At 26.8% G+C, this 15,108-nt stretch carries 9 protein-coding genes; 8 read left to right on the forward strand and 1 reads right to left on the reverse strand.

Features of this window, described 5'->3' with window-relative positions; translation table 11 throughout:
• Positions 1-3 precede the first annotated feature (3 nt).
• The 8 genes from ftsH to ADFLV_RS03055 all read left to right on the forward strand — a co-directional run bounded on the left by ftsH (position 4) and on the right by ADFLV_RS03055 (position 14,104).
• Complete coding sequence (gene ftsH / locus ADFLV_RS03020) at positions 4-2,013, forward strand: ATP-dependent zinc metalloprotease FtsH (RefSeq protein ID WP_014473312.1); 2,010 nt, start codon at positions 4-6, stop codon at positions 2,011-2,013.
• Positions 2,014-2,140: 127 nt separating this feature from the next.
• Entirely contained in the window at positions 2,141-3,970 is a 1,830-nt protein-coding gene (locus ADFLV_RS03025) for an HD domain-containing phosphohydrolase (RefSeq protein ID WP_129010459.1), read from the forward strand.
• Positions 3,951-6,518: a sensor histidine kinase gene (locus ADFLV_RS03030; protein ID WP_129010460.1), complete on the forward strand. Its 2,568-nt coding sequence runs from the start codon at positions 3,951-3,953 to the stop codon at positions 6,516-6,518. The genes ADFLV_RS03025 and ADFLV_RS03030 overlap by 20 nt, the downstream gene beginning before the upstream one ends.
• 302 nt (positions 6,519-6,820) lie before the next feature.
• Positions 6,821-8,374: a 2-isopropylmalate synthase gene (locus ADFLV_RS03035; protein WP_129010461.1), complete on the forward strand. Its 1,554-nt coding sequence runs from the start codon at positions 6,821-6,823 to the stop codon at positions 8,372-8,374.
• 56 nt (positions 8,375-8,430) lie between these two features.
• The gene (locus tag ADFLV_RS03040; protein WP_129010462.1) at positions 8,431-10,407 is read left to right on the forward strand and encodes a DUF1538 family protein; all 1,977 of its coding nucleotides are present in this window, start codon (positions 8,431-8,433) and stop codon (positions 10,405-10,407) included.
• Positions 10,400-10,729: a thioredoxin family protein gene (locus ADFLV_RS03045; protein ID WP_014473317.1), complete on the forward strand. Its 330-nt coding sequence runs from the start codon at positions 10,400-10,402 to the stop codon at positions 10,727-10,729. The genes ADFLV_RS03040 and ADFLV_RS03045 overlap by 8 nt, the downstream gene beginning before the upstream one ends.
• A 1-nt stretch (position 10,730) precedes the next feature.
• On the forward strand, positions 10,731-11,153 hold the full coding sequence (locus ADFLV_RS03050) for a heme-binding domain-containing protein (protein WP_129010463.1): 423 nt from the start codon (positions 10,731-10,733) through the stop codon (positions 11,151-11,153).
• Positions 11,150-14,104: a MutS-related protein gene (locus tag ADFLV_RS03055; RefSeq protein WP_129010464.1), complete on the forward strand. Its 2,955-nt coding sequence runs from the start codon at positions 11,150-11,152 to the stop codon at positions 14,102-14,104. Before ADFLV_RS03050 ends, ADFLV_RS03055 begins: the two co-directional genes overlap by 4 nt.
• Here ADFLV_RS03055 and ADFLV_RS03060 read toward each other — a convergent pair.
• On the reverse strand, positions 14,101-14,913 hold the full coding sequence (locus ADFLV_RS03060) for a DUF6597 domain-containing transcriptional factor (RefSeq protein WP_129010465.1): 813 nt from the start codon (positions 14,911-14,913) through the stop codon (positions 14,101-14,103). The genes ADFLV_RS03055 and ADFLV_RS03060 overlap by 4 nt on opposite strands.
• Between the last annotated feature and the right edge of the window lie 195 nt (positions 14,914-15,108).

Consider the following 15,108-nt stretch of genomic DNA (forward strand, 5'->3'; position numbering starts at 1 on the left):
ATTATGGCTAAAAAACAACAAAATAATAGCAATAATAATAACAATAACAACGCTAATAATGGGAATAATAACAATTTTTTTAATAATAATCCATTATTGATATTTGTAATTTTTTCAATTGTTACAATATTTGCATTTAAAACAATTTTTCCAGAAGATCAAATATCTAGTGGAACAAATTCAAATATTCAAGCATTTGGACAAACAACAAATAAAACTATCGCATATTCTGATTTAAAGAAATTAATTAGTTCAGGAAAAATAGAGTATGTAGGAATTGGAAATACTCAAATTAGAGCAGTTTCAAAAAATGATGGTGGACAAGTAGTAACATATACTGCAAGAAGAGTAATACCTGATGAAACATTGATTACAACTTTAGAGCAAAATGGTATTGGGTATGGTGGTATTAATGAAGAGAATATTTTAGCTGATATTTTATTTGGATGGGTATTACCAATATTTATTTTCTTTGCCATTTGGATGTTTATTGCTAAACGAATGCAAAAATCAATGGGTGGTGGTTCAGGAGGAATTCTTGGAATTGGTTCATCTAAAAAAATGATTAATTCTGAAAAACCAAATGTTAAATTTGACGACATGGCTGGAAATAAAGAGGCTAAAGAAGAAGTTCAAGAAGTTGTTGACTTTTTAAAATCTCCAGATAGATATGTAAGACTTGGTGCTCAAATCCCAAAAGGTGTTTTATTAGTAGGACCTCCTGGTACAGGGAAAACACTTTTAGCAAAAGCAGTTGCTGGTGAAGCTGATGTTGAATTTTTATCAGTTTCTGGATCAGCTTTTATAGAGATGTTTGTTGGGGTTGGAGCTTCAAGAGTTAGAGATTTATTTGAACAAGCAAAAAAAGTAGCACCTGCAATTATTTTTATTGATGAAATTGATGCAATTGGTAAAAGTAGAGCAAGTGGTGGACCAATGGGTGGAAATGATGAGAGAGAACAAACATTAAATCAGCTTTTAGCTGAAATGGATGGATTCTCAACAGAACATGCTCCTGTTATTGTATTAGCAGCAACAAATAGACCTGAAGTTCTTGATCCTGCACTTTTAAGACCAGGACGATTTGACAGACAAGTTTTAGTTGATAAACCTGATTATGAAGGAAGAATTGAAATCTTAAAAGTACATATTAAAGATGTAAAATTAGGGAAAAATGTAGATTTAAAAGAAATTGCAAAAATGACAGCAGGACTTGCTGGAGCTGATTTAGCAAATATCATTAATGAAGCAGCATTACTTGCAGGGCGAGCTAATAAAGATGAAGTTGAACCAAGTGATTTTAAAGAAGCGGTAGAGAGACAAATTGCTGGACTTGAGAAAAAATCAAGAAGAATTTCTCCAAAAGAGAGAAAAATAGTTGCTTATCATGAATCTGGACACGCACTAATTGCTGAAATTACAAAAGGTGCAAATAAAGTAAATAAAGTATCAATTGTTCCAAGAGGACTTGCTGCACTTGGATATACTTTAAATACTCCAGAAGAAAATAAATACTTGATGCAAAAACATGAATTGTTAGCTGAAGTTGATGTTCTTTTAGGTGGACGTGCAGCAGAACAAGTATTTATTGGAGAAATTAGTACTGGTGCAGGAAATGATTTAGAAAGAGCAACTGGAATTATTAAATCAATGGCTACTATTTATGGTATGAGTGATATTGCTGGATTAATGGTTTTAGAAAAAAGAACAAATCAATTTTTAGGTGGACAAACTCAAAAAGATTATTCAGATGCTATGGCAAAAGAACTTGATAATCACGTAAAAACATTGTTAAATGAAAGATATGAAATTGTTTTAAATGCTCTAAAAGAAAATAGTGCAGCAATTGAACAAATGACAGCAGAATTACTTGATATTGAAGTAATTACAGGTGAAAGAGTAAGAGAAATTATCAAAGAAAATGGTGGAAAAGTTTTCGAAGATGAAGATTTGCATAGTGAGGCAATTACTCTTGAAGATGAAACTACAAAAACAGAAACTACTGAGTTATAAATTCTTATAGGAAGTCAGATAAATTTTTATTTGACTTCTTTTTCCTCTTTTATCAAAATTATTTTTTCTTGTGTTTAGTTATAATTGTTGTATAATTGATTTATATAATGATTCATAAAGGTTAAATATGAATAAAAATCAAGATTATTTTTTTTATTTAAAAAAGACAACAGTTTTATATGTTGAAGATGATGATAGTACAAGAGAAGAATTGGAATACTTTTTAGAAAAAAAAGTATATAAACTAATTGTTGCAAAAAATGGACAAGAAGGTTTAGAATTATATAATAAGCATAAACCAGATTTAATCGTAACTGATATCCAAATGCCTGTAATGAATGGTATAAAAATGATTAAATCACTAAAAGAAATCAATCCAAATTTACCTATTGTTATTATTACTGCTTTTAATGATACAGATTATTTATTTGAAGCAATAAAATTAAATGTTACTGGATACTTAACAAAACCTCTTAATTTATATGCACTTAGTGAAACTTTATTTACAATATCAAAAAATATTTTTCTAGATAAAGAGAATAAAGAAATATATAATACTTTAAAACAATATAAAGATATAGTTGATGAAAGAGCAATTATCTCAAAAATGACAATAGATGGAACAATAACATATGTAAATGAACCATTTGAAATAATATCTGGTTATAAAAAAGAAGAACTTTTAGGTGAATCGCATTATATAATTAATCCATTAATTAATAACAAAATATTAAAAGATATATTTAAAAGAATTAAAATTGAAAAAAAATCGTGGCATGGACATATAAAAAACATCTCAAAAGAAGGAAAAGAATATTTCTTAGATTTAATTATTAAACCAATTTTAGATTTAGATGGCAATATATTAGAATTTATTTCATTGGCAAATGATATAACAGATTTAGAAATATCAAAAAATTATTTTGAACTTTTAACTCAAAAAAACACTCTTGATTTAAATGAGTCAATAAGAGTAGTTAATGCTTATAAAGAAGCAATAGATGAAAGTAATATTATTCTAAGAATAGATTTAAATAAGAATATTGTTTATGCAAATAAAGCATTTTATGATTGTACGGATTATAAAAAAGATGAATTATTGGGAAAACCTTATTCCTCATTAAGACATTTTGGTTTAGATGAAAAAGAACAAGAAGAAAAAATCAATAATATGTTTTGTGGAGAAATTTGGAAAGGCAAAATATCAATTTATGGGAAAAATGAAAAAATATTTCATTTTGATGTAACTTTATTTCCATTAAAAAACAGTGATGGCAAAGTTAATGAATATATGGAAATAATACATGATATAACTGAAATAGAAAATTTACATGATGAATTAGAAGATACACAAAGAGAAATTATTTATAAGCTTGGTGAAATTGGTGAAACAAGAAGTAGTGAAACAGGTAATCATGTTAAAAGAGTTGCAGAATATTCGAAACTTTTAGCTCAAAAAATAAATTTAAATTATGAAGATACAAATAGACTTTTTATAGCTTCTCCAATGCACGATATAGGAAAAATTGGTATTCCTGATTCCATTTTAAATAAACCAGGTAAATTAACTCCAGAAGAATGGGAAATCATGAAAAATCATGCTCAAATTGGTTATGATATATTGAGAAATTCGAAAAGAGAAATACTAAAAGCAGCAGGAATAGTTTCATATACACATCATGAAAAATGGGATGGTAGTGGTTATCCTTTAGGATTAAAAGGAGAAGAAATACATATCTTTGGAAGAATTACAGCAATAGTAGATGTTTTTGATGCTTTAAGTAGTGAAAGAGTTTATAAAAAAGCTTGGGATATTGAAAAAATTTTAGAACTTTTAAAAGAAGAAAAAGGAAAACATTTTGATCCTAATTTAGTTGATGTTTTCATAGAAAATTTAAATGAGTTTTTAGAAATAAAAGATAAATATAAGGAAGTAGATGAAAAATCTGAGTATTAGAATTAAATTAATCATAATTTTTATTGTAATAAAAATTCTTCCTTTAATATTTATAGCTTACATAGCTTATATGGGTGTTATCAAACTAGATACTTATTTAAATAAAAGTACAACTTTTTTATTTAATCAAAGTAAAGAAATTATTATAAATACTGCAAATGCATCAATTGAAGATAGTATAAAAAATTTAGATAAAAAATCTCAAGATTCTTTAGAAAAAATCTCTTATGAAATTGCAAATAATATTGCAGAATTTTTATATGAAAGAGATAAAGATTTATTATTTTTATCAAGAGTAGATTTAAATCAGAAAGTTTTAGAAAATTTTTATGAAGCAAAAACAAAAAATATAATTGTTCATGATGAATACTTTTATGATGATGAAACAAATACTTATAAAACAAAAGAAGAGTTAAAAAAAATTGAAAGAGAACAAAAAACTGCGAATTTAAAAGAGAATGAAAAAGAGTTTAATTATATTGATCCAATAGAGTTTAAAACAAAAAATATACCAATTTACAAAGAGATAAGTTTTTTTGATTTAAATGGAAACGAAAAATATAAAATTTCTTCAATAAATCCAGAAAAATTAAATGTTTCAGATAGTAAAAATACTTATATAAAAGCAGAAAAATATTTTGATGAAATTTCAAAATTAAATAAAAATGAAATTTATGTTTCAGATGTTATTGGTGAATATATAGGAAGTAAAATAATAGGAACTTTTACAAAAGAAAAAGCAAAAAAAGCTGGAATTGAGTTTGAACCACAAAAATATGGATATGCAGGAATTGAAAATCCTTTAGGAAAAAGATTTGAAGGAATTATTAGATTTATTACACCAGTATTTAAAAATAATGAAAAAATAGGTTATATTTCTGCAGCGTTAGATCATAGACATATTCAAGAATTTACAGATACAGTAAATCCTACAAGTATAAATCTAAAACAAAATATTGCAGATGCAAGTTTAGGTAATTATGCTTTTATTTGGGATTATGAAGGAAAAAGTATTGCTCATCCAAGGGATTATTCGATTTTTGGATATGATAAAAATAGTGGTGAAAAAGTAATGCCATGGTTAAGTGCAGATGTTGCACAAAAATTTTATAGTTCAAATAAAAATATTAATGAATTTTTAAAAGATTATCCAAAATTTGAAGAACAAAGCTTGAATAAAAAACCAAATCTAAAACAGTTAAAAGAAGATGGAAATGTTGGACTGGATTGTAGATATTTAAATTTTGCTCCTCAATGTGAAGGTTGGATGCAATTAACCCAAAATGGAGGTTATGGTTCTTTTATTATAAATTGGAGTAATGTTTGGAAACTTACAACGGCTGCAACGATTCCTTATTACACTGGAAAATATGGTAATACAAAAAGAGGATTTGGTTTTGTTGCAATTGGAGCAAGTGTTGATGATTTTCATTCAGCTGCTAATAAAACAAGAGAAGATGTCCTAAAAATATTAAATAATCAAACAAATTCAATGTCTGAAATAATGAGTGAAAATCAGAGTGAAATTAAAACATTTATAGATGCTTTGATAAATGAATTGACAATTATTACTTTTGCAATGATAATTTTAATTATTATAATAGCTTTATTAATGTCAAGTTATTTAAGTAGAAAAATAGAACATATACTAATTGGAACAGAAAAATTTGCAAATAATGAATTGGATTATAGAATAAAAGTAACTTCAAAAGATGAAATTGGTCAATTAGAAAATTCGTTTAATGAAATGGCAGAAAAAATTGAGCAATTAATAAAAGAAGAAAAAATATTAAATAATACTTTAGAAGAAAAAATAATAGTTGAAACATCAAAACAAAAAGAACAAGAGCAACTTTTAATTCAGCAAACAAGACTTGCTGCAATGGGAGAAATGATAGGAAATATTGCTCATCAATGGAGACAACCTTTAAATGCATTAGGATTAGTTTTACAAAATTTGAAATTTTCTTATGATATAGGTGAATTAGATGAAAAAATGATGGATAAATCAATAAATAAAGCAAATATTCTTACGCAAAATATGTCAAAAACAATTGATGATTTTAGGAAATTTTTTAAACCAAATAAAGCAAAAGAGAAATTTGGAATAAATGAAAATGTAAATAAAGCTATTGAATTGGTTGAATCAACTTTTGAACATCATAATATAAAATTAAAAAAAGAATTCTCTTCAAATGAATTGGAATTTAATGGTTTCCCTAATGAATTTTCTCAAGTTATATTAAATATTTTAACAAATGCAAAAGATGCTTTACTTGAAAGAAATATTGAAAATCCCGAAGTTATTGTTCAAACAAAAATGGAAAATAATAATATTTTTATTTCAATAAAAGATAATGCAAAAGGAATAGATGTAGATATTATTAATAAAATTTTTGAACCATATTTTACAACAAAAGAAGAGGGAAAAGGAACAGGAATAGGATTATATATGTCAAAAATTATTATAGAAAATAATATGAATGGTAAAATAGAAGTTTCAAATGAAGAAAATGGTGCTAATTTTACTATAAAATTGCCAGTATAAATATAAGATTTTTAGGATTGGAATTTTTTAATTTTTATCCTAAAAAGAAAAAAACTATTGACAAAAAAAGATTTATTAAATATACTAAAAAATCAAAAAACAAAAAGGAGAGATATATGAAAATATTTGATTTTTATAAAAACCATTTCATTAAAAGTGTTAACTCTCTTCTGCTTCTCTCTTTTTCTCTCTAAAATTATAAACTTTTATAATTATAATTTATAACAAAATAATCAAAACTCAGTTTTTCTTTTTTTATTTAAAAAAAGATATAATTAATAACATTTTAAAAGGTTAATATGATGGATAAAAATAAAATTATTGTATTTGATACAACATTAAGAGATGGGGAACAAAGTCCTGGTTGTTCTATGAACACAGAAGAAAAAATAAAAGTGGCTTTGCAATTAGAGAAATTAGGTGTTGATGTAATAGAAGCTGGATTTGCAGCAGCAAGTCCTGGAGATTTTGATGCAGTTAGTAGAATAGCACAAATAATTAAAAATTCAAGTATTTGTTCTTTAGCAAGAGCAGTTGAAAATGATATAAAACAAGCTGGATTAGCAGTAAAAGAAGCTCCAAAACATAGAATCCATACATTTATTGCAACATCACCAATTCATATGAAATATAAATTAAAAATGAGCGAAGAAGAAGTTATTAAAAGAGCAATTCATGCAGTACAATATGCGAAAACATTTGTGGATGATGTTGAATTTTCTTTAGAAGATGCAGGAAGAAGTGAAATTTCTTTTATGAAAGAAGTAATGGATGCTGTCATTAGTGCAGGTGTAAGAACTATAAATTTACCTGATACGGTAGGATATAGATTACCTACAGAATTAGGCGCAATGGTTAAAGAATTAAGTGATTTTGCAGGCGATAGAGCAATAATTTCAGTTCATAATCATAATGATTTAGGATTAGCAACTGCAAATACTTTAGCCGCAGTTATGAATGGTGCAAGACAAATTGAAGTAACAATTAATGGATTAGGAGAAAGAGCTGGAAATTCAGCTTTAGAAGAAGCAGTTATGGCTATTAAAACTAGACGTGATGCTTTTGGAGATTTATATACAACTATTAATACTCCTGAAATTTATGCAACTTCAAGATTAGTTGCAACAATAACTGGTGTAGAACCACAACAAAACAAAGCTATAGTTGGTAAAAATGCATTTTCTCATGAAAGTGGAATCCATCAAGATGGTGTATTAAAACATCAAGAAACTTATGAAATTATGAGACCAGAAGATGTAGGTGTTATAAAAGATAGTACTTTAATTTTAGGTAAACATTCAGGTCGAGCTGCATTTAAAGATAAAATTGCACAATTAGGATTTGATAAAGTAAGTGATGAAGAGTTAAATTCTGTATTTGAAAGATTCAAAGCATTAGCTGATAAGAAAAAAGAGATTACAGATGATGATGTAAGAATGTTAATTACTGATGAATCATTAAATCATGATAAAACTTATGATTTAATTGGATTACAAATTAGTGACTGTACAACAGGTGTTCCAACAGCTGCAGTTGCAATAAAATATAAAGATGAAATTATAAAAGATGCAGCTATAGGTGATGGAACAATGGATGCAATATTTAAAACAATTGATAGAATAACAGGTTATGCAGGAGAGTTAAAAGATTATAAAGTTATCTCTGTAACTGAGGGGAAAGATGCTTTAGCAAAAGTTACAACAAGAGTATCTTTTGATTCAACAAGTCCAGCTTTTGTTGGTCATGGTTTGAGTATTGATACAATGTTAGCTACTGCAAAAGCGTATTTAGGAGCATTAAACTCATATCTTTCACAAAAAGAGAGACTTTCTAAAAAATCTGAACATCAAGTATAAAAAAAGATAGCTTTTAAAGCTATCTTTTTTTTATTCAAATCCATAAGGAATATTTCGTGCTCCAATTCTATTTTTTTCTTAGACTTTTAAAAGATTCATTTCGGGATTTAATACCAATAATTCTTGTAATTTTATTTTTCCAGTTAGCAATAATTCAAGCTGTTCCTGAAGGTTGGGTAAATACAGCTTTAGGATTAGGTATAGTTGCAATAGGTTTAGCGATATTTTTACAAGGATTAGAAATAGGAGTTTTTCCTATTGGTGAATCTTTAGCCAAAGATTTTGCAAAATCAGGTCATGTAATTTGGATTTTAATTTTTGGATTTCTTATAGGTTTTGGTACAACAATAGCTGAGCCTGCACTTGCTGTTATTGCTGATAAAGCAGCTTCAATTTCCAGTGGACGAATAGATTCTAATATATTAAGATTGGTTGTAGCTTTATCTGTTGGATTTGCCATTTTGTTGGGAGTTTATAGGATTATAAAAGGTCATCCTATTCATTATTACATAATAATAGGATATATATTAGTTGTTGGAATTACATTTTTTGCACCAAAAGAGATTATTGGATTAGCTTATGATTTAGGTGGAGTTACAACTTCTACTGTTACTGTACCTTTAGTTGCAGCTTTGGGAATAGGTTTAGCTTCTTCAATAAAAGAGAGAAACCCTGTTATTGATGGTTTTGGACTTATTGCTTTTGCTTCTTTAACACCTATGATTTTTGTACAAATCTATGGAATTTATGTATATAACTTTGGTGAAGTAAAAGAGGTAGCTCAAGTTGTAGTTCAAGCAACAGTTAGTTCAAATGCAACGATTAGTGTAAATTCAGTAGTATCTGGAATTTTAGCAGTTATTCGAGATGTTATTCCTATATTATTAATAATTTTATTTTTTCAATATATTGTTTTAAAGAAAAGTATAGAAAAACCAAAAACGGTATTTTTAGGTTTTGGTTTAGTAATAATTGGATTGTATACCTTTATTTTAGGTTTAGAGATGGGGTTATTTTCACTTGGTGAAACAATGGCTTATCAATTAACAAAAGGTAATTCTGTATTTATAATCTACGCTTTTGCTTTTGCAATTGGTTTTTCTACAACTATGGCAGAACCTGCTCTTATGGCAATTGCAAAAAAAGCAAAAGAGATAAGTGATGGAAAAATAAATGATTTTGTTCTAAGACTTTTTGTAGCTTTAGGAGTTGCGATTGGTATTGCTTTAGGTGCTTTTAGAATAGTTGATGGTGGACACATTCACTACTATATAATTTTTGGTTATATTGTTGTAATTATTCTTACATTTATTGCTCCTAAATATATAATTCCTATTGCATATGATAGTGGTGGAGTTACAACATCAACAGTTACAGTTCCTTTAGTTGCGGCTCTAGGAATTGGGCTTGCTTCAAATATTGAAGGAAGAAGTCCATTGATTGATGGATTTGGGCTTATTGCTTTTGCTTCACTTTTCCCCATGATTACAGTTATGCTTTATGGTGTAATTATTGAAAAAATAGGAGTAAAATCTGATACTCAAATAGAAAAAGAAGAACTATTAAAAGATGCTTTAGTTGATGCTGATAATATGGATTTAGCAACTGTAAATATTGATGGTTCAAAAATAAGACATTCTTTATTATTACAATTTAGTGCGGTTGTTATAATAGTTCCAGAAGATAGAAGAGATGATGCTATTGTTGCAGCTCAAAAAGCAGGAGCAAGTGGAGTTACTGTTTTAGATGCACATGGAATTGGACTAGAAGGAATGGCAAATTTCTATAGAACATCTTTTGAAGCTAAAGATGTTTTATTACTATTTTTGTTACCGCAACACTTAGTAAATGAAGTTATTAAATCTATAATACATTCTTTACATATTACAACAACAGGTAAAGGTGTAGCTTTTGCTTTTCCTTTATCTCATATGAAAGGTATCTCTTTGACAAAAGAAGATATCTTTAAAGAAAAAGCATATCAAATAAATATAAATGAAGATGAAGAATTAGGAGAAAAACATAGTGTTTGAGATAACAAATAGTGAACAAATAAAAGATGCAATAAATCAAAATCAAGTAAGCTTATTCTATTTTAGTGGAGAAAATTGTTCAGTTTGTAAAGTTTTAAAACCAAAAATTGAAGAGGAAGTAACTAAAAACTTTCCTAAAATTAAACTCTATGAGATAAAAACAGACATATATAAAGAACTTACAAGTCAATTTACTGTATTTTCTATACCAACTACTATCATATTTTTTGAAGGTAAAGAGTTCAAAAGATATGGAAGAACTATGAGTATTCCTCTTTTTTTAGAGGAAATAAAAAGACCTTATGATTTGATGGGTGAGTAAAATGAAAAGAACATTATTAATTTTTTTAATTATTTTTATAGTTATGCAGTTTATCCAAACAGATAAAACAAATCAAGTTGTTGATAAAAATATGGAGATAAAAGCTGAAGAAGGAATCATGGAAATCTTTAGAACAGCTTGTTATGATTGTCATTCAAATGAAACAAAATATCCTTGGTATTCAAATATTGCTCCTTTTTCTTGGGCTATTTCTAATCATATAAATGAAGGAAGAAAAGCTTTAAATTTTTCAATTTGGGAAACATATACAGATGAAGAAAAGAAAGAGCATTTAAAAGATATTTATAGAACAGTTTATGCTTCAATGCCACTAGAAACATATCTTTGGGTACATAAAGAGGCTGATATTAGCTCACAAGATAGAAAAACTATAAGAGATTGGACGGGAGTTAGATCTAAGTGAGAGAAGAAGTAGCCGAACTTTTATCAAGTAAAAAAGAGTTATTAACAATTACATATTTTAAATTACAAAAAATGTTTGAAAAAAAGTATGGACCAAATACGGTTGTACTTATGGAAATAGGGACTTTTTTTGAAGTTTATGAAGTTAATAATGATGAAGAACATATAGGAAAAGCAAAAGAAATAGCTGAACTTTTAAATATTCAATTAACAAGAAAAAATAAATCAATTTTAGAAAATTCAAAAGAAAATCCTATTATGGCAGGAGTTCCTGCTATCTCTTTTGAAAAACATCTTGCAAGAATAATAGCAGAGCAAAAATATACAGTTGCAATAATAAGACAAAAGGGACTTCCTCCAAGTGTAAGTAGATACTTAGATACAGTTGTAAGTCCTGGAACAAACTTTGATTTTGTAATCTCTCAAGATGAAAACAATATAACTTCACTTTTAATCGACCAAATAAGAGGAATTTATTTAGTTGGTTATAGTGCAATAGATGTTACAACTGGAAAGTGTTATTACAATGAGGTTCACGGAACAAGTGAAGATAAGTTTTTTGCACTTGATGAAGTATTTAATTATATGAATATGCATAAAACAAATGAGATTATTGTAAGTTTTGCAGATAAAAATATAAATCAAAAAGAGGTTATTGATTATTTAGAATTATCACTAAAAACTTTTCATATAGGACATTTTAGACCAAAAATCTCTTATCAAAATGAGTTATTTAAAAATGTGTTTAACATAGAATCTTTACTAACTTCTATTGAACATCTTGATATGGAAAGAGTTCCACTTAGTACAGAATCTCTTGCTGTGTTAATTGATTTTGTAATAGGGCATGATTCAAATATTATTCAAAAATTATCTTTCCCACAAAAACTTGATATTAGTAAATATATTTATCTTGGAAATAATGCTTTAGAACAATTAAATATAATTGAAACTTCTCATAATCCAAGTTTGATAAAACTAATAAACAATACTTCAACAGCTATGGGAAAAAGACTTTTAAAAGAAAGACTTACACATCCAGTTAAAGATAGTAAAGAGATTTTACGAAGACTTGCACTTTCTAAAGAGCTGTTTGATTATCATGCACCAATTGAAAATGAGTTGGCAAATATTTATGATATTGAAAGATTAACAAGAAGAATAAAACTAAATAGGCTTCATCCTTTTGAGTTAAATTATTTGTATGATTCACTTTTGAGTATAAAAGAAGTTGTAACTTTTATGGAAAATTATAAGTTTATAACTCCGCCTTGTAGTAGTGCTGATTTAACACTTTTTATTCAGTCAATTGATTCAACTTTTGATTTAAGTGTTAGTGGAAAATATATGCTAAAAGATGTTGATACAAATATGATTAGCTCTGGAATTAATACTCAAATTGATGAGTTAAATGTACAAAATGAGATTTTGTATTCAAAACTAGAACTTTTAAAAAATCATATTTTATCTTACATAAAATCAGATGATTCTAATTTTGTTGGAATTAATAGACTTGATAAAGAGGGATTTTTTATCACTTTAACAAAAAATAGATTTAACTCAATTAAAGAAGAGTTATTAAATTCTCATTTAATTGTAGATGATGAATTGTATTTGTTTAAGGATTTTACTATAAGAATTCAAACAAATTCTGTAAAGATTTTTTGTAAATTAACAGAAGATATTTCAGATAAATATGTACATAATCTACGAAAAATTGTTGAGTTGAATAAACTTGTATTTAAAGAAAAAATCCAAGAATTTGAGAAAAAATTTGCAACTTTACTTCAAGAGTTAGTCCAGTTTATAGCAGAAGTTGATTTAACAGTTTCAAATATAAAAACAGCAAAAAAATATAACTATACTTGTCCAAAAATTGTAAAAACAAAAGAAAATGAAAATTTTTTAGAGCTTATTGATTTAAGACATCCGATTATTGAAGCAAATGAAGAACAAGGAATTTATGTACCAAATGACATAATTTTAGGAGAATTATCTCTTGCATCAAAAGAGTACAAAGATAATGTAATTATCAAAAACTCAAATCCCGTGAACATTTATAACAACAAAATGCATGGAGTTTTACTTTATGGAATAAACTCTTCAGGAAAATCTTCACTTATGAAAGCTATTGGAATTTCAGTGATTCTTGCTCAAGCTGGATTTTACGTACCTTGCAAATCTATGAGATTTTCTATTTTTGATGCGGTTTATACTAGAATTAGTGGAGCTGATAATATTGCAAAAGGCTTATCTTCTTTTGCCGTTGAGATGTTAGAACTTAAAAATATTTTTAATCGAGCAACTAAAAATTCTTTAATTTTAGGAGATGAAATCTCACATAGCACTGAAACAATGAGTGGATTAAGTATAGTTGCAAGTTCTATTTTAAAGTTATCTAAACTTGAAGCTTTATTTGTTTTTGCAACACACTTACATCAACTTCCAGAAATTGAAGAGATATCAAAACTAAAAAATATCATTTCACTTCATCTATCAGTTATGTATAAAGATGAAGAAGATAAACTTATTTTTGATAGAAAACTAGCCTATGGAAGTGGTTCATCTATGTATGGCTTAGAGTATGCAAAATCACTTCATATGGATAGAGAGTTTTTAAGTGTTGCAAATGAAATAAGAAAAAAATTAACTGATGATTATAATCCTTTAGAGCGATTGAGTCAAAGAAAAACTTCTAAATACAATAACAATGTATTTGCTTCATCTTGCGTTATATGTGGACGAGCTTGTGATGATGTTCATCATATAAAAGAACAAGCAAGAGCAAATAAAGATGGTTTTATAGGTCATATAAATGCAAACCATAAATATAATCTTATTCCACTTTGTAAAGAACACCACAAAATGGTTCACGATGGAACGATTAATATAAATGGTTTTATTGCAACTTCTAAAGGTTTAGAATTACACTACACGATGGTTGAAGATTAACAAAAAATTGTACATCTATATTGCAAAAAATCCTCTGCATGTAAAAGAAATAGAGTTGGAGTAACTCCTGTGAAAAATTTGAATTCTTTAATAAAAGAGGATTGGTCATAGAAGTTATTTTCAACTGCAATTTCTTTAAAATCAACAACACTTTTATTAGATTTTATTAGTTTTAAGGTGCTATAAAATCTATTTATTCTCTCTATTGATTTTGGTGTCATATCTGTAAATTCTTTTACTTTTCTTTGTGTTTGTCTTATTGATAATCTATTTTGGTCATAAAAATTATCAAGATTATGATTCTTTGTAAGTTCAAATAAATTTGATAATAAAGTATCTTCTTGCATATCTCTAAAAATCTTAAATAAATAGTTATCTAAAAGATTTAAAGAAGCTAATGTATTAGCTTTTAATTCGTGCAAATGACTAATTATAGAGGAATCAAAATTTAAAGAGAGTTCATTTATTTCATACAATTTATCTTCAAGTTCTGATACAGGAATACCAAAGAGTTTAAAAAATACTCCAGGATATAAAGACACATCAATATAGTACAAATTTGAATCTAAATTTAATGTATGTCTATCTAAACTTGGAGGACAGATATAAATTCCACTTTTTAAAGATTTATTGGAATAAGTTATATCATCTTCCGAGTCAACAATAAATAGTAAACAAATATTATCATAAGGAAGAACGATTTTTTCCTCATTAGTTATCATATTTGTTTTATCATAATTTACAAACCAATAGGATTTTACCCATTGTTGTAGTTTTATATTTGGTTTAAAAGTTTTAAATTCGAACAATTTTTTTATCCTTATTTATAAAAAGAGATTTTAACATTTAGTTTTTTTAACTAAGATAATAAAAACACTGTTATACTGTATATTTTATATACAAAAATGTCGTTTTCTTACTATACAAAAAGGTTGATGCTTTCTATAATTCGACTAACGCTAAACAATTTGGTTTAGGGTTTAAAAATTCTCTTTAAGGAGTAA

The sequence above is a fragment of the Arcobacter defluvii genome (assembly GCF_013201725.1).
Lineage (GTDB): Bacteria > Campylobacterota > Campylobacteria > Campylobacterales > Arcobacteraceae > Aliarcobacter > Aliarcobacter defluvii.